General features: G+C 53.4%; 17 protein-coding genes. 8 read left to right on the top strand and 9 right to left on the bottom strand.

Annotation, left to right across the window (positions count from 1 at the left end; genetic code table 11):
- The first annotated feature begins 110 nt into the window (after window positions 1–110).
- Both KIH86_RS06205 and KIH86_RS06200 read left to right on the top strand, forming a co-directional pair.
- Window positions 111–2,609, top strand: coding sequence for an S-layer homology domain-containing protein (locus KIH86_RS06205; protein WP_223081843.1), 2,499 nt, complete (start codon window positions 111–113; stop codon window positions 2,607–2,609).
- Window positions 2,606–3,487, top strand: coding sequence for a GNAT family N-acetyltransferase (locus KIH86_RS06200; protein WP_223081842.1), 882 nt, complete (start codon window positions 2,606–2,608; stop codon window positions 3,485–3,487). The genes KIH86_RS06205 and KIH86_RS06200 overlap by 4 nt, the downstream gene beginning before the upstream one ends.
- Window positions 3,488–3,618: 131 nt before the next feature.
- On the opposite strand, the gene KIH86_RS06195 is transcribed toward KIH86_RS06200, so the two are convergent.
- From KIH86_RS06195 to KIH86_RS06170, 6 genes are all read right to left on the bottom strand, one after another.
- Entirely contained in the window at window positions 3,619–4,506 is an 888-nt protein-coding gene (locus KIH86_RS06195; RefSeq protein WP_223081841.1) for an AEC family transporter, read from the bottom strand.
- Between the two features lie 164 nt (window positions 4,507–4,670).
- The gene (yedA, locus tag KIH86_RS06190) at window positions 4,671–5,606 is read right to left on the bottom strand and encodes a drug/metabolite exporter YedA (RefSeq protein WP_223081840.1); all 936 of its coding nucleotides are present in this window, start codon (window positions 5,604–5,606) and stop codon (window positions 4,671–4,673) included.
- A 19-nt stretch (window positions 5,607–5,625) separates the two neighbouring features.
- On the bottom strand, window positions 5,626–6,078 hold the full coding sequence (locus KIH86_RS06185) for an Lrp/AsnC family transcriptional regulator (RefSeq protein WP_223081955.1): 453 nt from the start codon (window positions 6,076–6,078) through the stop codon (window positions 5,626–5,628).
- 255 nt (window positions 6,079–6,333) lie between these two features.
- Window positions 6,334–6,753: an arsenate reductase (thioredoxin) gene (gene arsC / locus KIH86_RS06180; protein WP_223081839.1), complete on the bottom strand. Its 420-nt coding sequence runs from the start codon at window positions 6,751–6,753 to the stop codon at window positions 6,334–6,336.
- Window positions 6,754–6,776: 23 nt separating this feature from the next.
- A complete protein-coding gene (locus tag KIH86_RS06175) occupies window positions 6,777–8,066 on the bottom strand; it encodes an arsenic transporter (RefSeq protein WP_223081838.1) in 1,290 nt (429 codons plus the stop codon).
- Window positions 8,067–8,106: 40 nt separating this feature from the next.
- Window positions 8,107–8,433, bottom strand: a complete 327-nt coding sequence (locus tag KIH86_RS06170) for an ArsR/SmtB family transcription factor (RefSeq protein WP_223081837.1) — start codon at window positions 8,431–8,433, stop codon at window positions 8,107–8,109.
- A gap of 427 nt (window positions 8,434–8,860) precedes the next feature.
- On the opposite strand from KIH86_RS06170, the gene KIH86_RS06165 reads away from it, so the two are divergent.
- The 3 genes from KIH86_RS06165 (at window position 8,861) to KIH86_RS06155 (ending at window position 15,696) form a co-directional block, all read left to right on the top strand.
- The gene (locus tag KIH86_RS06165) at window positions 8,861–10,090 is read left to right on the top strand and encodes an MFS transporter (RefSeq protein ID WP_223081836.1); all 1,230 of its coding nucleotides are present in this window, start codon (window positions 8,861–8,863) and stop codon (window positions 10,088–10,090) included.
- 24 nt (window positions 10,091–10,114) lie between these two features.
- Entirely contained in the window at window positions 10,115–14,362 is a 4,248-nt protein-coding gene (locus KIH86_RS06160) for a bifunctional nitrate reductase/sulfite reductase flavoprotein subunit alpha (RefSeq protein ID WP_223081835.1), read from the top strand.
- Between the two features lie 173 nt (window positions 14,363–14,535).
- Window positions 14,536–15,696: a serine hydrolase domain-containing protein gene (locus tag KIH86_RS06155; RefSeq protein WP_223081834.1), complete on the top strand. Its 1,161-nt coding sequence runs from the start codon at window positions 14,536–14,538 to the stop codon at window positions 15,694–15,696.
- A gap of 45 nt (window positions 15,697–15,741) precedes the next feature.
- Here KIH86_RS06155 and KIH86_RS06150 read toward each other — a convergent pair whose 3' ends face one another.
- Entirely contained in the window at window positions 15,742–16,650 is a 909-nt protein-coding gene (locus KIH86_RS06150; RefSeq protein WP_223081833.1) for a cation diffusion facilitator family transporter, read from the bottom strand.
- A 340-nt stretch (window positions 16,651–16,990) separates the two neighbouring features.
- On the opposite strand from KIH86_RS06150, the gene KIH86_RS06145 reads away from it, so the two are divergent.
- Window positions 16,991–18,076: a glycosyltransferase family protein gene (locus KIH86_RS06145; RefSeq protein WP_223081832.1), complete on the top strand. Its 1,086-nt coding sequence runs from the start codon at window positions 16,991–16,993 to the stop codon at window positions 18,074–18,076.
- A gap of 71 nt (window positions 18,077–18,147) precedes the next feature.
- Here the strand turns inward: KIH86_RS06145 and KIH86_RS29440 are convergent, their stop codons facing one another.
- Window positions 18,148–20,724 carry a glycosyltransferase family 4 protein gene (locus KIH86_RS29440; RefSeq protein ID WP_235775293.1) on the bottom strand — a complete coding sequence of 859 codons (2,577 nt, stop codon included), beginning with the start codon at window positions 20,722–20,724 and terminating at the stop codon, window positions 18,148–18,150.
- Window positions 20,725–20,924: 200 nt separating this feature from the next.
- On the opposite strand from KIH86_RS29440, the gene KIH86_RS06135 reads away from it, so the two are divergent.
- A complete protein-coding gene (locus KIH86_RS06135; protein WP_223081831.1) occupies window positions 20,925–22,301 on the top strand; it encodes a nucleotide sugar dehydrogenase in 1,377 nt (458 codons plus the stop codon).
- Complete coding sequence (locus KIH86_RS06130; RefSeq protein WP_223081830.1) at window positions 22,298–23,257, top strand: NAD-dependent epimerase/dehydratase family protein; 960 nt, start codon at window positions 22,298–22,300, stop codon at window positions 23,255–23,257. The genes KIH86_RS06135 and KIH86_RS06130 overlap by 4 nt, the downstream gene beginning before the upstream one ends.
- 32 nt (window positions 23,258–23,289) lie before the next feature.
- On the opposite strand, the gene KIH86_RS06125 is transcribed toward KIH86_RS06130, so the two are convergent.
- Window positions 23,290–23,928 carry a DUF1796 family putative cysteine peptidase gene (locus KIH86_RS06125; protein WP_223081829.1) on the bottom strand — a complete coding sequence of 213 codons (639 nt, stop codon included), beginning with the start codon at window positions 23,926–23,928 and terminating at the stop codon, window positions 23,290–23,292.
- Window positions 23,929–24,046: the final 118 nt, after the last annotated feature.

Raw genomic sequence — 24,046 nt, 5'->3', positions numbered from 1 at the left:
TCATTTTAATCTAAATAATTGATATCTTAAATTCGATATATAAGTTATGCAGGCGGAATTATACGCCTCATGACCGAAAGATTCTACATACATCATAGGAGGAGTAACACTTGAGCAAAAAACGGTTATTTGGAGTCATGACTACTGCAGCACTGCTAGCTTCTTCTGTGCAGACGGCTTTTGCGGCCGATACGACGTTCAGCGACATCAACAATTCTTTCGCCAGGGATGCAATCCTGGAGCTTGCGAACAAGGGAATCATAAATGGTACCGGAGGCGGGCAATTCAACCCGGCGGGTCAGATCAACCGGCAGGATTTCGCCATTATTCTGGCTAAAGCGCTGAAGCTGGATATCAGCTCACCACCCGCTTTGCCGACCTTCTCGGATGTACCTTCGGGCGGATATGCTTTCAACTATGTCGAGGCAGCGGTTAAGGCCGGATTAATCAAAGGTCTAGGTGATGGGAATTTCGGATATGGAAGTACACTGTCCCGTCAGGATATGGCGGTTCTGTTCATTCGCGCGCTGGGTCTCACTGAAGAGTCTGCTGGCAAAGGTAGAAATCTGTCGTTCTCGGATGCTTCTTCCATTGCGGGTTATGCCAGAGATGCGGTAGCAGCAGCTCTGGAGCTTCGTCTGATCTCCGGAAACAGCGATGGAACCTTTAATCCAAGAGGGAATGCCTCACGGGAACAGGTTGCGCTTGTCGCGTCACGCTTTATCACGGCACAGCAGCAGATAGCCGGGCAACCGAGCGCTGCGCCTTCGGCCAGTCCTGCGGCTTCGCCAAGCCCATCGGCAAGCGCCTCGCCGACGCCGACTGCCACCCCCGCTCCTGTGCAGAGCGCTGCGCCAGTAACGGAATCAACGCCGACTCCAACTTCAACGGCTACTCCTACACCAACAGCTACGCCAACTCCTACAGCGACACCGACTCCGTCAGAAACGGCAACACCAACACCTGCCAACCCTTCGGATCTGACTCCGCCGGTGCTGACGCTGCTGTCCGAGCCGGTGGTCAATCAAGGGGAATCGGTTACCGTCAAGAGCAGCGAGACAGGGTTTGTCTATCTGATTCCGCTCGGAACGTCAATCACCACTGCGGCTGAGCTGGAGAATCTTGTGAGCAATGAACTGGCCGTGAAAGCCACTGTTACCGAATCGGATACGGCAATAGCAATTTCCACAACTGGACTTCAAACCGGTGTTTACACAGTGATTGCCGTAGATGCCGCGGGCAACCTCTCACTCCCGTCGGCCCCGATTGAAGTGGTTCAAGCCACTGTGCAGCTGGCGGAGCCTGTGATCTCGCTAGCGGACAGCGAAACGCTGAATCTCGCCTACAGCGAGTCTTTGAATCCCGATTTCAAGCCTTCTGCACAAGAGTTCACCATTACGGTTCTGGACAGTCAAAGCTCTTTCCCGATCACCATCAGCGACGAGGATATTGCTATCCAGGATAGCAGCGTATCTATCACTTTGCCATTTGAATTAATGGCTGGCGACTCGCTAATCGTCTCCTATCAGCCGACGAGCCCGGATCATACGCTCCGGAGTTTATCGGGCAAGCTATCTCCGGTCTTTCTTTCTTCGGCAGTTGTCTATACCGGAATCGATCAGCTCAATTCAGCGATTGATAGCGCGACTGTTCTGATTAATGGTGCAGTTGCCGGAAGCGATAACGGACAATATCCAAGCTCGGCAATCGAGACTTTCCAGGGCGCAATCAACTCCGCCAAAGCGATTCAAGAGAATTCCGATGCCACACCGGACATGATTGTATCGGCAGCCTATTCATTGAATCAGGCCATTAATGTGTTCAACGCTGCCAAGATCCAGTTGTTGTCCATTTCCATTGCTCCGGGTTCCTCTTTTGTAGTCAATCCGGCATTAGGTCTTCCAATCGTAGTTACCGATCAGATTAATATGATGGGTTCTTATTACGAAGGATACAACAAACGAAATATCGCCAAGCTTGTGCAGATCAATCGCGGTGAGGAAGTCGAGAACCTTTCCTATCTGTCCGGAAACATATTCGACGTTCGCAGCAGCAACGGTACTAGTGTAGGCAAGCTGGAATTGACATCGGAGAACAATGATGTGACAGTAATATCAAATTCTTCGCCGAATGGCGTGAGTCTAATATTTAACCCGCCGATTGATACGAATGTCGCACATGCCTTGCACTTTACCCTGACCGACAACAGCCAGATCGTCGATCAAGCATCGCTTCCGGTGCTGTTCGATTCGGTTGCGCCTTCTGTTACAAATTCAGTCTATCAGAACGGCAGCCTTGTTCTTAACTTTGATGAACCGCTGACTGCGTACCCAAGTGATTCTCCTACAAGTCTGGTACTGGAATACTCGGCAAGCGGCGACTTCAGCAGCAATGTCATTACCTTGAATCAGGGCATAGATTTCATGTACAATCCACCGCTGAGTTCCGGAAATCAAATTACTCTGGTTCTGCAAAATTCTTGGCTGAACGCAAATTCATCCCTCATCGGTAGATTCCGTCTGTCGATTACCGGGCTGCATGATAGTGCCAACAATATGGCCCTTGTCAACCAGTTGATCATTCCGGTGAACCCATATCCGCTGCCATGAGTAACGGAGTCCGGTTCACCGTCTTCAAGGGAGCCATTCCATCGCAATTTGCGGAATGGACGCCGGTGGAGCTCAGCTCGGCAGGAGGAAAGCTCCCCTCCACTGTCCTGGCGGTCGGCGCCTATCATCTGGGAGTTCCGGCCGGTCTTGCGGCCGCTGCAATCTCAGGTAATGGAGCGCCAAAGGCCAGACTCCTGGGCGTCGCCGTTGCGCCATCTCTTCGGCGCCAAGGAGTCGGCGGCAGGCTGATTGCCGAGCTGGAACGCAGACTCCGGACTGTCGGAATTTCATCCCTTAGCGCCGAATATCTGGAAGATTTGTCCGCGAGATCGGAGCAAGCCGACTTCCTGCTCGCCTGCGGCTTCTCCGAGCCTCATGCAGGTATTCATGCCGCCTCCGGCCCGCTTCATCTGGCGAAGCAGCTCCCGTGGGTGGGAAGTCTGGTCCTGCCCCGCTCCTTCTCCATTCAGCCCTTTCATACGCTGACACTGGAAGAACGGGAGCTGCTGCGAAGCGGTGAGGATAATTGGTATCCGTCCATTCTAAACCCGCTTGCCGGGGAGAGCGGCATCGATGCCCAGCGCAGCCTCGTAGTTCGCCGGAAGGGGCAGCTCGCAGGCTGGCTGACCGTTGAGGCATTCAGCCAGGATACCCTGCTCTTCAAGACGATGTTCGTCAGAGCGGAGCATCAGCGGCTTGGCCGGGGTGTGGCTCTGTTGGCCGAAATGCTTCGCCGGGCCGCAGACGACAGCAGCTTCCGGGAAGGGATGTTTTTCGTGGAGGCTGCGAATTCGCCCATGATGACCTTTCTGGAACGGCATGTGTACCCTCTCGGTCTCAGGCGGGAGGTTTTATGGAGAACCGTTAAGCCGATTTAGCTCATTAGAACTCTTCTAGCTTCAACAAAACAAGGCTGCTCCCGGCCATTGTCATGAGATTCATGACGGCCGGAGCAGCCTTGTTTAATTGGTATGAAAATCACCTGAGAGCATTCTTGAGTGCCGGACAGTCAGAAAATCATCATCCAGATCGGTATCGTAACCAGCGAACACAAGGTAGTCATGAACGTCCCTTTCGTTACCAGATGCAGATTCCCGTCATATTCCGAACAGACCATGGATACGTTGCCCGCCGTCGGAAGGCCGGACAGCACCACTGCGATTCCGAGAATCATCGGGTCGTGAATAAAGAAATGAAACAGAAACCAAATAATGAGGGGATACAGCGCAATTTTCAGAAAAGTATAGAAGTACATCATTTTATCCCGCACGACATCCTTGAAATGCACCGTTCCCATCGTGGAACCGATCACGATCATGGCAAGCGGCGAGGTAATGCCTCCGACGGAATTGAAGAGCTGAAGCAGGGGGTCCGGAATCCGAATCTCGAACAGAAAAATGCCGACTGCAATCAGGGAAGACACAATGCCTGGATTCAGCATCTTCTTCAGACTGAGCCGACCCCCGGTCCCTTTTTGCAATAAGTATACGCCATGCGAGAAGAGGCTGACATTGAAGACCATCATGAACAAGGAGACGAAGAAGACGGATTCTCCGCCATAGATGCCCGAAATGATCGGAATCCCCATGAAGCCCAGGTTGCTGTAATTCAGCATCAGTTCATATGTAGTTTCCAGCTTGAGCCTTCGCACGATGCAAATGCTGATCAAGGGAGTAACAACGAACATTGCGGCCGCTGCGGCCAGAACCAGAAACACTTTGGACTTGTCTTCCATCTCATGTCCGGTGGCCGAAGCGATAATAAGGGCCGGGATCGTCACGTTAACGAGCAGCTTGGATATTTTCTTGTTGCTCTCGGCATCCATAATGCCGGTTTTGTGTGCGATAAACCCAACCAAGATGAGGCCGAACAGAATGATCATTTGGGTGACTATCATTATCCCCGCTGCCTTCTTTCCTCGTAAAAAAGCAGAAACCTGGCCAGCGCCGGTTCCTGCTTCTTAATACTTTAATCACATGAACCCTTCAGTACTAAAGTATAAGTCCATGTCTAGAGATGGGCAAGAGAATTATTATTGCGTCCCGTTCTGCCTGCCGCAGCTTACTTCCGCTTCTCTTTCCCTCTTGTGATGAAGACGACGGCCGCTACGATCATTAATGTGGCGATCCAGACATTGATTGTAAGTGCTTCATTCCCGGCGAAAAACCCTAGGAATACCGCAACGACCGGATTGACAAAAGCGTAGGTTGAAGCAACTGCCGGATCGGCGTTGTTAAGCAGCCAAATATAAGCCGTATACCCCAGAAGCGAGCCGAAAATCACCAGATAACCGAATGCAGCCCATGAACGAACGGAAATCTCCGCGAGCTGAACCCCGGACCAGTCCTCCCGGATAAAAGATAAGATCAGCAGCAGGGCGCCGCCCGCGAGCATCTGGACAGCCGTTGACATTAACGGCGATGATGGAAGCTGAGCGCTGCGGGAGAACAGTGAACCTGCCGCCCAGGAGATCGAAGCAATAATAAGTACAATAATGCCTATGGGGTTCAGCCTGGTGTGAGCAGATTCTCCAGTATGTAAGACAAGCACAGCAATTCCGGCCAAACCAAGCAGAATCCCCATATATACGAATGGGCCCTGCAGTTTGTTTGACCCGCGAAGCCGGCCCAGTAGGATCATCCATAACGGCACGGTCGCTACCAGCAGCGAAGCGATAGCGGACGGAACATGCTGCTCCGCCCAGGCGACTCCCCCATTGCCCATGAGCAGCAGTAAACCACCGACAATTGCGGAGTTGCGCCACTCCACTGCGCCGGGTCTTGGGGCTCCTTTGCCTCTGGACAGCATATACATGATCAGTCCGGCTGACATAAACCGAGAGCCTGCCATCAGAAAAGGAGGCATGCTCTCGATGGCGATCTTCATGCCCAAGTAGGTTCCGCCCCAGAATAAATAGACCATCACGAGAGCTATAGTAACTGATACTACAGAGATTGAGGCTTTGCCTTTTGCCAATTCCGGCTGAGTCGTATTCATTCTTCCTCTCCTCTCTTCCTCAAAGCCAGTTTTGGCCGTTCTCATATATCGTGGATAAAATAAAGGTCGTGGATGTCTCCTGCACCTCCGGGATCTGAACGATACAATCGAGCAGCCGGGTCAAATCCTCGGGATCGCCAACCCTCACTTTAAGCAGCAAGCACCACTCGCCGGCGAGTCGCTGACCTTCGATAATGGTCGTTCCTTCAATCCGCAAATCCACAATTTGCTGCGCGATTTCATTGAAATTCTTGCATTTGACTTTAACGAATATCAATACTTTGATCTTCTGCTCCAGCTTGCTCCAGTCGATAACCGCCCGATAGCCATGTATGACCCCCATCTTCTCAAGCTTGGCGACACGCTGATGAACCGCCGGCCTGGAAATATGGAGCTGCTTGCTGATTTCCTCATGTGAGATTCGTCCGTCCTGCTCCAGCAGTTCAATAATCTTCAGATCCAGTTCATCCATCATGACGCTCCTCCTTTTTTGTCATTAATCATATCATCTCCTGACTATTCGTAAATAGGAAGTGACTAACTCTGACTATATGTAATTTATTTGTTCTCGGAGAAAAATATCGTTCGTCCAGACCCCGATATCGCTCTCACAACTTACGATTCGTAATCATCATTTTCATCCCTACCGTCTAGCATAAAACAAGCCCCTGGCTGAGATGCCACGGGCTTGTACACTTCCGATATGGAACAGGGTTCTTCTTAAGAATCACTCCCCGGTTTCGGCAAAGCGTCTGATACGCTCCCCCACCTGGTCGCGAACGCGGCGGAAGACCTCCCACTTCTCCTCTTCGCTGCCCTGCGCTTTGGCCGGATCGTCAAATCCCCAATGTACACGGGTGACACTCGGCGGCGTAACCTGGCATTTGTCGGCCGCGTCACCGCACAGCGTAACAACCATATCGGCGTTATTCAAAATTTCCGGGTTGATGATATCGGAGGTCTGTGTTGAAATATCGATTCCCACCTCGCTCATCGCCTTCACCGCCTTCGGATTCAGTCCATGTGCTTCGATCCCGGCGCTGTACACACTCCAGCCGTCATTCAGATACTTCTTGGCCCATCCTTCCGCCATTTGGCTTCTGCAGGAATTGCCTGTGCATAAAAAATAAATGGATTTCTTCTCCATACCTTCCATAGCTCCTTTAGCATTTAAAATAAGATCAGCCGCAAATACAACCCCAGCAAAGTGATGAACAGTGTAGGGACGGTAAGCAGAATCCCCGTCTTGAAATACGTCCCCCACTTAATTTTCACGCCCTTAGAGGAGAGGACATGAAGCCAAAGAAGCGTTGCCAGCGAGCCAATCGGCGTAATTTTCGGACCGAGATCGGAGCCGATGACGTTCGCGTACGTCAGAGCTTCTCTCACCGCATCACCCGTATGTGTGGCATGAATCGCAAGCGCGTTAATCATCACGGTCGGCATATTGTTCATCAGTGATGAAATCAAGGCTGCCAAGAAGCCCATGCCCAATGTCGCAGCGAACAGTCCTTGATCAGCAGCCTTCTGAATGATGCCGGCCAGCACATCGGTGAGCCCGGCATTCCGCAGACCGTACACGACGACATACATGCCGATCGAGAAGAAGACAATGTTCCAAGGCGCGCCCTTGATAACCTCTCTTGTATGCACAGCCGGACTTTTTCTCGCCATGAACAGAAAGAACAGTGCGGTCAGCCCCGTTACCGCTGATACAGGAATGTCCAGAAATTCGCTGGCGAAATATCCGACAAGCAGGAGCAGCAGCACGAACCATGATAATTTGAACATAGCCGGGTCCTTAATTGCATCAGCCGGAGCCCGCAGCATCGAGCTGTCGAAGCTTCCTGCTATCCTTCTGCGATAGAACATATACAGCACCAGTATGCTGGCCGCCAATGAGAACAGATTGGGCAGCAGCATGTGTCCGGCATACTCTAGGAACGTAATTCCGAAGAAATCGGCCGAGACAATGTTGACCAGGTTGCTGACAACCAGCGGAAGCGACGTGGTATCCGCGATAAAGCCGCTCGCCATTACAAAAGCAACAACCTTGTACTCTTCAAAACGCAGGGCCCGGACCATGGCCAGTACGATGGGAGTCAGGATCAGCGCGGCTCCATCATTGCCGAAGAACGCGGAGACCAGCGCTCCCAGCAGAGTGACGTATATGAACATGCGAACTCCGTTGCCTCTTGCCGCGTATGCCATATGTAGAGCGGCCCATTCAAAAAAGCCGATCCGGTCGAGAATGAGTGAAATCAGGATGATCGCCACAAAGGCAAAAGTGGCGTTCCAGACAATCCGGGTGACATCCAGCACATCGCCGAAACTGACAACTCCCGACAAAAGAGCCAGGACAGCTCCGCCGCTGGCCGACCAGCCGATGGACAGCTTTCGCGGCTGCCAAATCACAAATCCTATTGTAATCACAAAAATCAGTATTGCGAGAATAACCAACGAGAATCCTCCAGTCTAATACCCAGTTGAGCGACTTGCGTCAATCGCAGCATGCATTTGGTGCCTTTTTGTTCAATTGCGTTAAAATGATATCGGAGCCCGGTGTCAGCTCCAGGATAGCCGAGATATAAGGCTTGTCCTGAACATTCAGCGAGTAATGAACCCACTGCCCTCTCTTCTGCTCCTTCACGATCCCGCGGTCTTTCAGCTTTCGAAGATGCTGGCTAATTGCGGGCTGCGAGATGTCAAATACTTCAACGAACTCGCACACGCACCACTCCCGCTCTTTCAGGAGCGAAAGCATCTGGAGACGGGTCTTGTCCCCCAGCAGCTTCAAATCCTCCGCGATACCCGAGATTGATTCCATGAGATCCTCCTTTATATAAGCGAATGGTTATATACTAGTATAGAGAGGGTTCATTTGACAAGAACAAAGAATTCCAATTATATGTTAGATAATTTAACTCAAAAACTTGCACGTAACTGTAATAGTCGTTAAATTCTTATTATTTAAATTTTTATGTCATGGTTATTGACATTTAATCCAGCTCTCTTTATATTGTCAATATACGATTTACATCAGCCGCTCGGTCTTCTCCACAAAGATGTGGCCGGAAGCCCAGCGTGCATCCCACAATTGAATGCAATGAATCAGTCAGCCACAATGACGTGGCTGCAGTGGCAATGGGGCCGATTAACAAGATCCGCATAAATGCATGCGGGTTCTGTCAGTCGGCCCTTTTTTGCCTGAAGCCAGCACTAGTACAGACAATAGGAATGGGAGGAATTTTCACATGGAGAAGGGTTTTCGAAAGGCCGGCCACACGCCGAGTTTACTGTCAGCTTTCCTGTATTTCGACGTCAGCTTTATGATTTGGGTTATGTGCGGTGCACTTTCGCTGTACATTACGAAGGATTTCGGGCTCTCGGACACCCAGAAAGCGACGATGGTCGCCATTCCCGTCCTGGGCGGTTCGCTGTTCCGGATTCCGATGGGCATTCTCGCGGACCGGATTGGCTGTAAAAAGGCAGGGCTGATCGGCATGGGACTCACCATCCTACCTCTGCTCTGGGGATGGCTGGGCGGCAGCAGCCTGCTGGAGGTTCATATGATCGGATTTCTGCTTGGCATCGCAGGTGCAGCCTTTGCCGTATCTCTCTCACTCGCCAGCCGCTGGTATCCTCCTGAATATCAGGGTCTTGCCATGGGCATTGCAGGCGCGGGCAACAGTGGGACAGCCTTGGCCACCTTCTTCGGACCTCAGATCGCTCAGGCATACGGCTGGCACAGCGTCTTCGGATTTGCCATGATTCCGCTCCTTATCGTTATGATCATCTATGCAATTCTGGTTAAGGACGCTCCAAATGCCCCTGCTCCCAAGCCGCTGAAGAGCTACCTGAGTGTGTTCAAGCATGCCGATACATGGTGGTTCTCCATGTTCTACGCCATCACCTTCGGCGGGTTTGTCGGCTTCGCCAACTATGCGAATATTTTCTTCTATGATATTTATGGCGACAACGTACATCCCGGTGGATTATCCAAGATCGAAGTCGGCTATCTCGTAACCATCACAGTCATTGCAGGCAGCTTCTTCCGGCCGATCGGCGGCTGGATCGCAGACCGGATCGGCGGCATGCGCCTCCTGCTTGCCCTGTACAGCATCATCTCTGTCTGTGCATTCCTGATTGCTTCCATGCCGGGCTCCTTCCTCGTGATGCTTCTCTACACCAGCATTATGATGGCCTGCCTCGGCATGGGCAACGGATCGGTCTTTCAGATTATCCCGCAGCGCTTCTCCCATGAAATCGGGGTCATTACCGGAATTGTCGGAGCGGCCGGCGGCCTGGGTGGATATCTGCTCCCGACTTATGTTCTCGGACCACTGAAGCAGTCCACCGGCTCGCAGGTGACGGGCTTCCTGGTTGTCGGATCAATCGTGCTGATTACGACTCTTGTCTTCTACGCCGTGACCCGTTCCTGGAGAAGAACCTGGGCCAAGGCGGAGTCCGGAATCAACTTCTAAATTCATGATCGGCGGTGAATGATTATGACCACACGGCAAGTGAAAAGCGTCTGTCCTTACTGCGGCGTCGGCTGCGGAATCGTACTTGAAGTCTCCGGTAACCGCGTGGTCAAGCTAACCGGCGACAAGACGCATCCGGCTAATCACGGCCGGCTCTGCACCAAAGGCGGAAGCGCCGCGGCAGCTCTTACGGAGTCGGGCCGCTTGGAGCACGCTTTTTATCGAACAGACCGGTATAGCGAGCCTGCCTCAATCCAGATGCAGGACGCGATCCGGTTGACGGCAAGCCGTCTGCGGGGCATTCTGGACCAATACGGCCCGGATGCCCTGTCCTTCTATGTATCGGGCCAAATGTCGCTTGAAGCGCAATATCTCATTAACAAGCTCGCCAAGGGCTACATCCGGACCCGGCACATCGAATCCAATTCCAGACTCTGCATGGCAAGCGCAGGCACAGGCTACAAGCTCTCGCTAGGCGCCGACGGTCCCCCAGGGTCTTATGAGGATATGGATAGGACCGATCTCTTCTTCGTGATCGGCTCCAATATGGCGGATTGTCATCCGATCCTGTTCCTCCGGATGATGGACCGCATCAAAGCCGGCGCCAGATTGATTGTCGTCGATCCCCGCCGGACGGCCACAGCGGAGAAGGCCGATCTATATTTGCGGATCAATCCGGGTACGGATTTGGCTCTGCTTAACGGTCTTCTGCACCTGATCGTGAAGAAAGGTTATGCTGATCAGGATTTTATTGAAGCCTATACAACGGGCTTCGACAGCCTGCCGGCATTTCTTGAAGACTATCCTCCGGTCAAAGTCTCCGCAATTACCGGAATTCCTGAAGAAGAAATCGTCAAGGCCGCCGAATGGATCGGGAATTCCGGCAATTCGATGACCCTCTGGACCATGGGGCTGAACCAGAGCACTCACGGCACCTGGCACACCAACGCCATCTGCAATCTGCATCTTGCGACCGGCGCCATTTGCCGACCGGGCAGCGGGCCCTTCTCTCTCACCGGCCAGCCGAATGCGATGGGCGGCCGCGAGATGGGCTACATGGGGCCCGGTTTGCCAGGACAGCGGTCGCTGCTGTCGGAAGCCGACCGCAGATTCATGGAAGACCTGTGGCGTCTTCCTCATGGAACTCTTCGTCAGGAATCCGGGACGGGCACCGTCTCCATGTTCGAAGATATGGAAGCCGGAGAGATCAAGGCCTGCTGGATCATCTGTACGAATCCTGTGGCATCGGTTCCCAATAGAAGCAAGGTCGTCGCGGGTCTTGAGGCTGCCGAGCTGGTCGTAACCCAGGACGCTTTTTTCGATACGGAGACGAACAAGTACGCGGATATTATGCTTCCTGCCGCACTTTGGGCAGAGGGCGAAGGCGTAATGGTCAATTCCGAACGCAGTCTGACCTTGATGCAGAAAGCGGTCGAACCGTCTGGGGAAGCAATGCCCGACTGGGAGATCATTGCGCGGGTCGCCTGCGAAATGGGCTTCGGAGACGCGTTCACTTTCCAATCGGCAGCGGAAGTATACGCAGAGCTTCAGGGAGCGTGGAATCCGCAGACAGGCTATGATATCCGAGGCGCGACCTACGAGCGCCTGCGGACAGCGCCTGTCCAGTGGCCCTGCCCGCCGGACTCGGCGAATCGCAATCCGATTCGCTATGTCAAGGCGGGCGAGAGCGGATCAGCCGCAAATGTGGCGGAAGCGGTACCTGGAGTAGAACCGGAAGGAAAATTGGAAGCAGAACCGGAAGCCCGGATCGTCTTCCCTGCCTCGGGCGGCAAAGCCGTCTTCTGGACGCGGCCATACATGCCGCCATCCGAGATGCCGGACGAAGAGTATCCGTTCGTCCTGAATTCCGGACGGCTTCAGCATCAGTGGCATACGCTGACGAAGACGGGAAAGATTCCGAAGCTTAACAAGCTGAATCCGGGCCCTTTTATCGAGATTCATCCGGAAGATGCGGCACAGCTCGGACTGCGGGAGGGGGATTCTGTCGAGATCACATCGCGGCGGGGCCGCGCCGTGCTGCCGGCTGTCGTTACCGACCGGGTGAGCCCGGGCAGCTGCTTCGCCCCTTTCCACTGGAACGACGTCTATGGAGACGGACTGGCTGTCAACGCGATAACAAGCGATGCGGTCGATCCGCTCTCCCTTCAGCCTGAGGTGAAGTTCGGTGCAGTTTCACTGGCTAAATCAGCAGTGCCTGCCGCTGTTGTGTCGGCACCGGCAGGACCGCCAGGACCTCCGGTCACCATGCAGCCAATAGAACCGGAAGAAACCTTGAAGGTGGTGAGTCCCGAAATGAGCCCAGCATTGAAACAGTCCGTATTTTCCGCTCAACTTGACGCATTCGAGAACGCACTGTATCTTCCGGCGCTTCCCGCCTTCGAGTTGAATCGGCAAGACACAGTTTATTTGACCGGCTTTATGGCCGGCCTCCGGGCAGACGCTCACTTCTCAGCAGCCGGAGTTCCTGTTCTGCCGCAGGATGCGCCGATTGAACCGGAGAAGCGGCTGTGGGTAAACGGAATGCTTGCCGGACTGTTCTCGCGGACAGGAAGCTCCGCCTCCGACAAGCCCGCTCAAGACTCACGGCCTTCATCTGTCTCATCAAGGGTTCCGGTTACGATTCTTTGGGCATCCCAGACCGGGAATGCCGAGAGCGCGGCCGCCGGTTGTGCGGAGAAGCTTCAGGCCGCCGGTTATGGAGTCAAACTAACCTGCATGAGCGACTATAAGCTATCCGCGCTCCCGCAGGAGCGGTACGTTCTCTTTATCGCCAGCACCTTTGGAGCGGGCGATCCTCCTGACAACGGTGCCCGCTTTTTTGAAGAGCTTATGGCTGATCAAGCCCCGTCCCTTCATTCGCTGCAATATGCGATTCTGGCCCTGGGCGATTCCAGCTACGATGAATTTTGCGGATTCGGCCGCAAACTGGATAAGCGCTTAAGCAAGCTGGGAGCCGGCAGGATGATGGATACGGTGCTCTGCGATACGGATTATGAAGAGCAGGCCGACAGCTGGACCAAGATGGCCGCGAAGATAATGGGCGAAGAAACCGAGGTGAAAGAGTATCTTTCCCCGGTGGCCGCCACTTCCTTGTCGATCAACGAGACGGTTCAGATTAAGGAAGATATCGGATACAACCGGAAGCATCCCGCAGCGGCGCGGATTCTTCGCAGCCGCCTGTTGAACCGCGAGGACTCTGCCAAGGAAACCCGGCATTATGCCTTCGACATCAGCCGCTCAGGACTTCAATACGAGGCTGGCGATGCTCTCGGTGTGTGGCCGGTCAATTGCCCGGAGCTGGTCCTGGAGCTGCTCGATGTTCTCCGGCTGAATCCCGAGGCGCAGGTTGAGATTCCGGATAAGGGCGGTATGCCGCTCTTCCAGGCGCTGCAGCAGCATTACGAAATCGCCAGGATTTCTCCGGAGATGCTTCGATATATACAAGATGCAGCCGGGAGTGTCAGCCTGAACGAGCTTCTCAAAGCCGAGAACAGCGCGGAACTGAGACGCTGGCTGTACGGGCGGCAGCTGACCGATCTGCTGAAGGAATACCCTTCACCTTTCAGTCCGGACTCGCTGCTGAAGCTGCTGAAGCCGCTTCAGCCCCGGCTGTATTCTATATCCTCCAGCCCGAAGGCATATCCGGGCGAGGTTCATATCACGGTGTCCACTGTTCGCTACAGCCATAACGGAATTCAGAGAAAAGGCGTCTGCTCGACCTTCCTGGCCGATATCGCGACAGTGGAGACGGAGATTCCTGTATTCATCCAGAGAAACTCCCGCTTCCGCCCGCCTGCCAATCCCGATACGCCGTTGATTATGGTTGGACCGGGAACCGGAATTGCCCCGTTTCGCGGCTTCCTCCAGGAACGGCGAGAACGCGGAGCGCGGGGACGGAACTGGCTCTTCTTCGGGGAGCAGCATAAGGGAAAGGATTTCTATTTCGAGGATGAGCTGGAGGAACTGCAAAGCGAAGGCTTCCTTCACCGCCTCGTCACCGCCTTCTCCCGCGATCAGTCCGAGAAGATCTATGTCCAGCAGCGCATGCTGGAGCATGGCGAAGAGCTGTGGAGCTGGATTTCGGACGGCGCCCATTTCTACGTGTGCGGCGACGCTTCGCAAATGGCGCAGGAGGTGGATGCCGCGCTCCGGGCCATCATTTTCCGGCATGGCGGCATGAGCGAGGACGAAGCCGGGGAATATCTGAAGACCATGACACTGGACAGAAGATATGTGCGCGATGTGTACTGATTCCGTAACTTACTGCTTGTAATAAGCATACAAGGACTCCAGCAGAAATGCGGGAGTCCTTCTTGTTCCCCGATTGACAAGAGAAGGCATTTTCTTTTACGATAAAATTGTTTGATATTTATTGAATTATTTCATTCTTTCATTAACTAAATTCAGAAACGGGGGAATCAGGTATGGGTTCGTTTCAGCATCTGGATAATCTGCTAAAGGGGTTTACACAAGATGGCTTGGCGGGATGCGCCTGCGGAGTGGCGCGGAATGGAGAGATTTTGTATGAGGGCTATCACGGTCTTGCCAGCATCCAACAGCAAACTCCGATTACAGCTGAAACCGTTTACAGGTTGTATTCGATGACAAAGGTTATCGTCTGTGCTGCCGCTCTCATTTTGTTCGAACGGGGAAAATTCCTGCTGAATGAGCCGCTCCATGCCTATATCCCGGAATTCAAAAATCCGCTGGTGGTCAAACACCGGCCTAACGGCGATGTTGAACTGGTACCGGCGCAGAGCCCGATTCTGATCAAGCATGCCTTCAGCATGACGGCGGGTCTGCCCTATCCGTTCGGCGAGATGGAGTCTGCACGGAGTGCGCGCAAAATTCTGGATGAATTAAAAACGCTTCACGGGGCCTATGATCTGCTGACCGAGATGAAGGCGCTGGCGAAGGTTCCTCTTGCCTTCGAGCCAGGGACGCAGTGGCTGTACGGCTATGGTCATGACTTGGTTGGCGCCTTGATCGAGGTTGTCTCGGGGATGCCGCTCGGCGACTTTTTGCAGAAGGAAGTCTTCGGGCCACTGGGAATGAAGGATACGGGGTATCGTTACAAGGACGATATTGAAGGACGAATGGCCGCTTTCTACGAGAGAGCCGAGGATGGTTCTCTGAGCGAGCTTCCGCCCGAAATGGATGAAATGCACCAGCCGGAAGCCAAGTACGAGAGCGGCGGTAGCGGTCTGTATTCCACACTCCGCGATTATCTGATCTTCACACAGATGATGGCTAACGGCGGACAATATGGAGGAACGCGTATTCTGGGACGTACAACGATTGATTTAATGCGCCGCAACCAGCTTAACGAAGCGCAGCTTCGCGACTTCACCAACTCGTATTCCGCCGGATACGGCTACGGTCTTGGCGTACGAACGATGATGGACCCTGCGGCGGGTAATTCCAACACCCCGATCGGGGAATTCGGCTGGACGGGCATGGCCGGCACCTGGGCTTCGATCGATCCGGAGCATGGCTTCTCCGTCGTCTATATGCACCAAATGCTCCCCAACATGGAGGAGCATTATCATCTTCGTGTGCGGGCGGCCGTATATGGCAATCTGTAACATTCAACAATCTGCAACATTTCAACAAGCCAAGACGCGGGGAGATCAGCGCAATTCTTCCCCGTCTCGGTCTTTCACAGGCTCGGCAGGCTCGTAATGAACGTTCACCTCGTAGATAACCGGCAATTTCTTAAGCTCTTCCTCAACGTGAGTGGCAATTTCATGCGCCTGCAGAAACTCGGTGTCCGCATCCACGACAATAATGACATCAACGACCTCGTTGTTCCCGTAATTTCTCGCCTTGATATCCTTCACTTCCTGAACGCCGCTGACCTGTGCGATCATGTCTCTGTACGTAGCGATCAGACTCTCGTCGAAGCCGTCGGACAAATGATGGGAAGCATCCCGGAAAATATCCCAGGCCGTCTTGCAGATGATGAAACCGACCAGAACGGCGGTCAGAGGATCAAGCCAGGGCATGTTCAGCTGTGAGCCCGCAATCCCGATCACCGCTCCGATACTGACGACCGCGTCGGAGAGGTTGTCTTTGGCCGCTGCCATAACGGCCTGGCTGTTGATCCGTCCCGCAAGACGGCGGTTATAACGGTATACCATGTACATGATGGCCGCACAGAACAGGCCCGTCCACATCGAGATGGGGTCCGGTGCCTGCCCGCTGCTCTTGAAAATAGATGCAACCGCCTGAAAGAGCACCTGCAGGCCGACCGCCATCATGATGAACGAAGCGATTAGCGAGGCGATGGTCTCCGATTTCCAATGTCCGTATTGATGATCTTCATCCGCCGGCTTCTGGGCAAGCTTAAGTCCGATCAGCACCGCGACCGAAGCGACAATATCTGTAGCGTTGTTAAGACCGTCCGCCTTCAGCGCTTCGGAGCCGGCCATTACCCCAATAATCAACTTCAACGAGGACAATACGATATAGGCGACAATGCTGATGATTGCGCCCCGTTCGCCCATTTTTAAATTATCATACCTCTGCTGCTGGTCCATGAACCCCGGGGTCCCCTTTCTACACCCTTTATGGTAACTAATACTAACAGCTGTCATTCATGTGGGTCTAGAGAAACGTTTTTTTACCGGGGTGAAAAAATAGGGACCGACTAACTATGTTGCACTGGACAAACTTACTTTCATCGAACAAAAAAGGCGTCTTATCTCCGATTCACAGGCGAAGCAAGCGAAAACAAACTTCCGACGATTCATATTCCAACCAGGTGCGCTCTTGCCTGCCTAATTTTGCGCGGGGGACAACCCTATAATCGAACAAACCCAAGCGGATAAGGTTACAGCACATATCATAGTGACAAGAACATGTTCAGGAGGGGTATCCATGCTCCATGCCTTTACAAGCGCCGCCGTGAACTACTTGCCGAAATGCAGGCTGCTGTGTGAGTCCGTCAAGCGGCATCATCCGGAAATCCGGTTTCACCTTGCGTTGACGGATCAACTGCCGGTGTCGTTCAATCCCTCGGCCGAGCCTTTTGACAGTATCATTACGATCGGACAGCTGGAAATCCCGGACACGGTCCGGTGGTTGTTCAAGCATAATCTAACAGAGCTCAGCACCGCGATAAAACCGTTTGTCATGAAGATTCTGTTCCGGCAGCCCGGCTGCGACGGTATTCTGTATTTTGATCCCGACATCGTCGTATTCAGCAAGCTGGACGATCTGTTGAATGAATTCGCAAGCTCCAGCATTGCACTGACACCGCATCTCTTGAAGCCGTCGCCGACTTATGTTTCGGTCATTGACCATGAGATTTTCAGCACACTTCGCAACGGACTCTTCAACCTCGGATTTGCTGCGGTTAAAAATGATGCGAACGGCCGCGCCTTTGCCGACTGGTGGGCCGACCGCTTGTATCATTTCTGCCGGGCGGAGCCGGAGAATGGAATGTGGACGGATCAGAAATGGGCCGATCTGGCTCCGATCTATTTCGCCGGCGTTCACGTTCTCCGCTCCCCCCGCTTCAATGTAGCCTCCTGGAATCTGCCAACCAGACACCTGACCGGTACGGTGGAGAGCGGTTTTTATGTCGAAGGTCTGCCGCTTGGCTTCTATCATTTCACCGGCTGGGACAGCGGCGCACATCTCGCACAGGTGTTGAAGCATGCCGGATCAAGCCGGGACGCTGCCTTGACGCTGCTTCAATGGTATGAAAGCCAGGTCCGGGAGAAATCCGATCATTTGACCAAGATCAAATGGGCTTACGACTCATTCGACAATGGTATGCCGATCACGGCACTTCACCGCCGGCTGTACCGGGAACGAAGCGATCTTCAGAACGCTTTTCCCAATCCCTTCAACACCGGCAACGGATTTAACTACCATGCCTGGTTTGAGCGCCATGCGCCTCTCGAACACCCCGATCTATTCGATGGCGTCAACGGCGAATGGAAATTCGATGTCAGATAAAAAGAAGACTGCCCGCAGACGTGATTGATTCAGCCTGCGGAGCAGCTTTCTGCTCTAACTGCTGTCATTTCTTATAACCGATTTAATTTCTCCAGCCGCTTCTTTATCATGGTTCCGACCTTCATCGGTGAAAATTCGGTTTGGATTGTATACTGCCCCTTGGAAGCCACTTTATTTCTCCACTCCGCATCGCTCACCAGTCTTCTCATGAAATAAGCGGCCTGCTCCACATCAGGCTCTGCCCATCGCTGACCTTTTGTATAAGGACCATAGCTCTGATCCAGTTCGACCAGCTGACAGGATACTCCGCAGGAATTGCCGGCATTCATAAAATCCGTATTTCCCGACCACAGCGTTCCGATCACCGGCTTGCCCAGATACATGGCCTCAGCAAGCACGATGCCGAAGCCTTCCGATCGATGCAGCGAAACGAAGCAATCCACCGAATGGATTAGCGCATTGATTTCAGGACGGGACAGGCTGACCTCGATCAAATAAATATTCGGGATTCCCACCAAACTTCGCTTCAGCTGCTCCAACTGCTCCGGCATCGAATTCGCATTATTCACTTTTAGCACAAGGCCCGCGCCGCTGTCCGGCAGAGGGAAAGCCTTGCGGAAAGCTTCGATGGCGGCCTGGGGATTTTTGCGCTCCTGAAAGCTCCAAGTATCATACATCGACAGGAACAGGAATTTGCCCGCCGGAAGTCCGAAGTAGCTTCTGCCGCTCCATTGCGGAACTTCCACATGCACCGCATGCGGCATCCGAATTACCGGTATCGGTGAAATCTCTTGTATAGCCTGCTGTACAAAGCGGGAAGGCGCCCAGACCTCATCCAGCATTTCGAAGCTTGACGACCATGTATTCGGGAATTCGGGAAGCTCCCAATGCCATAGGGCTATGTTCGTGTTGCCTGCGAAGAAGTTCCAGCCCAGACGGTGATACACGCCGGTAATCGAATCAGCGTTGATATACATCAGATTCGTAGAGTGCCGCGAATCCGTCATTTCCATATGGCTCCAGGAGCGGTCTTCGGATTGGGCTCCGTTCAGAGGGATATGAACCATGCCGAAGGGGATGCCGGCAGTCTGGATCGCCCTGGCGGCCATCCGGCAGGCTTCGCCTACTCCATTCTCCGTTCGGGTATACCCGATCAGGTTAATCCCCCTCTCACGTCCCGAATCCAGAGCAATAAATGGATAGCGGGTGTGCCGGTAGAAGGGCTTCAAGCTTCCGCTAAGCTGAAAACGTTCATGGATGCGGCGTTCCCCCGGGTGATGCATTTGAAGATGGACCTGCGCCCATTTCAACAAACCAATCTCATCTTTGCCCAAAGGATCAGGGAATGCCTGCTGCAAATCCGGGCGGTTCTGCACCATTTCATAGACCATTCTCGGCAGGTGCACCTGGGGGTTAACCGGAGCCAGAGCCCATGCCAGAAGCGCTTTGGGATCGGCCGGGGCTTCGCTGGAATTTGAGGCGTATCGGGACAGCCAGTCGAAATTCGGACTATACTCGGCCGGAATCCGATATTGCGCCCACTTAAGCAGAGGGATGGCGTCCCCCCCCAAAGGGTCGCGATACGAGCTCTGCAAATCCGGGCGTGCGCGATAAATTTCATATACAAGATTTGGCAGAATGGTGCCGGGATGGACAGGCGCAAGCGCCCATTCCAGGCTGCCGAACGGGCATTTGAAGAAATCGGGATCAATGCCGTATTCGGTCTGGGCCAAGCTTCTGCCCCACTCCAGAAAAGCTGTTTCATCTTGTTCCAGAGGGTCGGGAAAAGCCGCCCGGACATCCTCCCGAGTCCAATAAATTTCATACAAGAGATTGGGGACGGATGTCTTCATGTTAACCGGTGATTTCAACCAACGCAGAAATTCTTCCGGAGAGTTCGAATCGAACGGATTGATAAAGCGGGCTCCGTGAGGATCGATACTGCCATAGATCAGCCGAAATATATCGGGAATCGGAAACCCATTCGAGAACTTTGACCATTTGTATGATTCGGGTTCAACGTATGGGGCTGCCGGATTCCGGCATGCTGCCTCTGAAATCGTTTGGGGTACTCTGCCCGGATTCAGGCTGACTTTGCTCGGAATATCCGAATCGGCAAGCAGCTTGAGAATGTCTTCTGTCCTCATGCTTGGCTCTCTCGGGTTATTCAGCACTCTGTTCTCGATTTGACTCTTCCATTTCGTTAACGTCCTTCTACCCCGAACCTGATTGGTTATCCCGATCAACGGAAAAAGATCATCTGTCGAGCTTGAAGCATACACGGCGCCATCCCGGTTCATGCGGTGCGTCAATTCCGGAATAGGGTCTGAAATCCGCAGGCATCCGTCTATATAGAGGATATTGTCTAGCTGCCGTACCGTGAGCAGGTAATCGATCAGCAGCGGCTGCAGTACAGCCGTTAATTGGCTCATGGAGAAGCGGAAAGCAAGTGTTTGCGGGCGAGCGACGCCAATCTGCTGCATATTGAGCATATGCAGACGGGCATCTCCGCCATATTCGGCGCCCTCTTCCCCGTCCAGCAGCAATATCCACAATTCGGATTCCGGATAGCTGCTCTTCAGCGAATTGAACAGCTCACGCGCTTCTTCAATCCGGCTGGACATCAGGATGGTGCAAGCGTGGAACATCAATTTCACCCCCTCCTTTCCTGGGCTAACAAGCTTATCAAAGAACATATATATGCGGACTTCGCCACAAATCCGACCTGAAGATGAGCCTTTATAATAATTGCTGCGCATCAGCCCTGTCCAAGCGGTGCGGGCTTGCATTTACTGAAAGATCAAGCAAATGCGAGTATTCGAATCAGATGAGTGTGGAGGAGAGCGAGATGAATCCTGTACCGGTTATCTATGAAGACCGAGTGATCGGAGTAATTGGAATGGGATATGTCGGCGTCACGCTGGCGGTAGGGCTGGCAGATGCCGGTTTCCAGATTTACGGCGTCGAGAAGGCGGATGCAGTGCTGGAGCAGCTGCGCCAGATGAAGCCCAGCTTCTATGAACAAGACCTGGAGGAACACTTGATCCGGCATCTCAAATCCGGGCGAATCCGGGTAAGCCGCGATATTCCGGCAGATCAGGGAATCCGGACATACATCGTTACAGTAGGCACACCTGTCGGTCCGGACAAAAAAATCCGGCTCGAACCGATCATGGAGGTTGGCCGGCAGTTGGCCGGAGTACTTAGAGACGGCAACATGGTCATCCTCCGCTCAACAGTCAAGGTTGGCGTAACGCGACATACCGTTCTTCCATTACTCCAGGCGAGCGGCGCATCGGTCGATCTGGCCTTCTGCCCGGAGCGTACGGTCGAGGGCAAGGCGTTATCCGAGCTGTCCTCCCTTCCACAGATCGTATCCGGTCTTACAGAGGGCGCCTGTCTTCGGGCTGCGCGACTCTTCAGCTTTTTGACACCAACTGTAATTAAAGTGGGATCGCTCGAAACAGCCGAACTCGCCAAGCTGGTGAGCAACACGATCCGGGATGTGAATTTTGCCTTTTCCAACGAAATCGCCTTGGTCTGCGAGCAGCTTAACATCAATATGTCCGAGATCATCCACGCCACGACGCTTCACTACCCGCGATGCAGCCTTTCCGCTCCCGGCCCGGTCGGCGGGCCATGTCTGGAGAAGGACCCCTATATTCTGGCTGAGAGTCTGGAGATGCATAATCTGGTCCCCAAGCTTACGCTCACGGGACGCAAAATCAACGAGGAGCTCCCGGGCCGCGCAGCTGCACGAATTGCGGAAGTTCTGCGGGCACACACGGACGACAACCGCAAAGGCAAGGGCATGGCCCGACCTGTCATTGCAATCCTAGGAATGGCCTTTAAAGGAAGTCCGGAGACCGATGATCTTCGGGGAAGCATGGCGTTCCCATTGATTGAAGCGATTCGTGGACAAATCCCGGATGCGGCATTTAGAATCTTTGATCCTGTCATTAGCCCGGACAAACTGGCGAAGCTGTCCCTTGCCGGCGTTCAGATCACGGATAAGCTGGAAGCAGCTTTTCAAGATACGCATGTCGCCGTGATTCAGAATAATCATCCGGTGTTCCAGTCCATGCCGCTTCAAAATTTGGCGGGTTCCATGGCAGCTCCGGCCATCGTCTACGATTTCTGGAACCTGTTTCAGGGAAGAAGCGAGGAATTTCGCAAATTCAAATATATTGCACTTGGTGCACGAACGGAAGGTGAGGAACAATGACCGTTTATTTGGTCACCGGCGCAGCCGGCTTCATCGGTTACCATCTGGCGGAGCAATTGAGCCGGGAAGCGCAAAATTTGGTTATATGTGTAGATAACCACGTCCGCGGTGAATCGGACTCTTTGTACCGCGAGCTCACAAGCAGAGCGAATGTGACAGCCTATGACGTCGATTTGACCCGCCCTGAAGAGGTGCGGAAACTGCCCGGGAAGGTCGACTATTTGTTTCATCTGGCGGCTCTCAACGGTACGCAGAATTTCTATCAGCGTCCTTATGAGGTTCTGCGCCACTGCACGCTGCCCGCCTTCCATCTGATTGACTATTATGGCCGCCCGGACTCCGGTCTGAGAAGATTCGTATACGCCAGCACCTCCGAAACTTATGCAGGAACTGTCGATTCTTTTAACTGGCCGGTCCCTACCGCAGAGGATGTCCCGCTTGTCATTCCGGACCCCGCCAATCCCAGATGGTCTTATGCCGCATCCAAGCTTCACGGCGAGGTGCTCGTGCATCAGGCGGGCAGCTCCCAAGGCTTCCCGTTCACGATTATCCGCTACCACAATGTGTACGGCCCGAGAATGGGCGACAAGCATGTGATGCCGGACTTCGCCCGGCGGCTTAAGAAAGGCCGGTTCGAGCTGTACGGGTACTCGGACACCCGTTCCTTCATGTACATCGACGATGCGGTTAAGGCAACCGTTCTCTGCGCTCATGAGCCAAAGACAGCAGGTGAGACGGTCAACGTCGGCGGCACGAGGGAACTCAGCATGCTGGAGCTCGCCGAAATCATGATGAACATCAGCGGCATTAAGGGTCAGCTTGAGCTTCACCCCTCTCCCCGCGGCAGCGTCTCCCGGAGGGCTCCCGTTATCGACAAACTGCTTCGGCTGACTCCATACCGGGAAGAAGTGCCGCTTGAAGAAGGGATCAGACGCACTTTGGATTATTATCTCTGAAGAATTGGATTAAGCGGACTTAGAGAAGCGTATTAGGCAATGGTCCGCAATCTGCCCATTATTTGCTCCCACACCGGTCGATTATCCTCGAACATATCCGGAACTTGCGGGATTTGCATCATGCAAATCCTGCTGTTCTGACAATGCAGATCTGCAGGTGTCTGTATGTCTGACGTATGATTGATAATCAGCAGGCGGGCGCTGCCGGCTGTCTTGTGTTCCAGAATGGAGGAGAGCTCAGCCGCTTCCTCATAGGTTGTGTCTGTCCGGATAAACAACATGGCGGGCAGCGTCCTCATCTGTGCCAGCATTCGTTCCGACCTGAGCTTCAGCTTGTGATTGACAGCCTCCCACTCCCTCAGATCATCTGAGCTGTTCTTCCCCACTCCGAAATCATGCATAGATACCATATGATACTTTCTATCCACCACCATATAGCATTGGGACACAGAATTAATCCCTGTTACTTCCAGATTCGATTTGTCAAAAAAGTCCTGAAAATCGGCCAGGAGCAGGTCAATTACTCCTCGGGCGTCAGGCGCGTACATCCAGTCCAGAGGCCCTGCTTGCATTCGCAGACCCGACCGGCGCAGCTCCGTTGCGGTCAGACAGTTATGGCCTAAGCTGTGAATGGCGGTGTAGCTTAATCCTGCGATCTCCTCGAAATCCATAGACTCACCTCACCTCATGCCCGGTATAGAACAATCTATGCACAAACCGCATTCCAAGCTACTACCTGTCGCCAGGATTAGTGATTTTGGGTATTGATTTTTCAATCCATATATCGTA

It is taken from the genome of Paenibacillus sinensis (assembly GCF_019904155.1).
Classification (GTDB): domain Bacteria; phylum Bacillota; class Bacilli; order Paenibacillales; family Paenibacillaceae; genus Paenibacillus_AQ; species Paenibacillus_AQ sinensis.
This window is presented reverse-complemented; position numbering and strand designations above follow the sequence as displayed.

Coding starts and splice junctions, on each gene's coding strand:
- KIH86_RS06200 (WP_223081842.1), top strand. CDS start 2,606: ATGAGTAACGGAGTCCGGTTCACCGTCTTCAAGGGAGCCATTCCATCG.
- KIH86_RS06195 (WP_223081841.1), bottom strand. CDS start 4,506: ATGATAGTCACCCAAATGATCATTCTGTTCGGCCTCATCTTGGTTGGG.
- yedA (WP_223081840.1), bottom strand. CDS start 5,606: ATGAATACGACTCAGCCGGAATTGGCAAAAGGCAAAGCCTCAATCTCT.
- KIH86_RS06185 (WP_223081955.1), bottom strand. CDS start 6,078: ATGGATGAACTGGATCTGAAGATTATTGAACTGCTGGAGCAGGACGGA.
- arsC (WP_223081839.1), bottom strand. CDS start 6,753: ATGGAGAAGAAATCCATTTATTTTTTATGCACAGGCAATTCCTGCAGA.
- KIH86_RS06170 (WP_223081837.1), bottom strand. CDS start 8,433: ATGGAATCAATCTCGGGTATCGCGGAGGATTTGAAGCTGCTGGGGGAC.
- KIH86_RS06165 (WP_223081836.1), top strand. CDS start 8,861: ATGGAGAAGGGTTTTCGAAAGGCCGGCCACACGCCGAGTTTACTGTCA.
- KIH86_RS06160 (WP_223081835.1), top strand. CDS start 10,115: ATGACCACACGGCAAGTGAAAAGCGTCTGTCCTTACTGCGGCGTCGGC.
- KIH86_RS06155 (WP_223081834.1), top strand. CDS start 14,536: ATGGGTTCGTTTCAGCATCTGGATAATCTGCTAAAGGGGTTTACACAA.
- KIH86_RS06150 (WP_223081833.1), bottom strand. CDS start 16,650: ATGGACCAGCAGCAGAGGTATGATAATTTAAAAATGGGCGAACGGGGC.
- KIH86_RS06145 (WP_223081832.1), top strand. CDS start 16,991: ATGCTCCATGCCTTTACAAGCGCCGCCGTGAACTACTTGCCGAAATGC.
- KIH86_RS29440 (WP_235775293.1), bottom strand. CDS start 20,724: ATGTTCCACGCTTGCACCATCCTGATGTCCAGCCGGATTGAAGAAGCG.
- KIH86_RS06135 (WP_223081831.1), top strand. CDS start 20,925: ATGAATCCTGTACCGGTTATCTATGAAGACCGAGTGATCGGAGTAATT.
- KIH86_RS06130 (WP_223081830.1), top strand. CDS start 22,298: ATGACCGTTTATTTGGTCACCGGCGCAGCCGGCTTCATCGGTTACCAT.
- KIH86_RS06125 (WP_223081829.1), bottom strand. CDS start 23,928: ATGGATTTCGAGGAGATCGCAGGATTAAGCTACACCGCCATTCACAGC.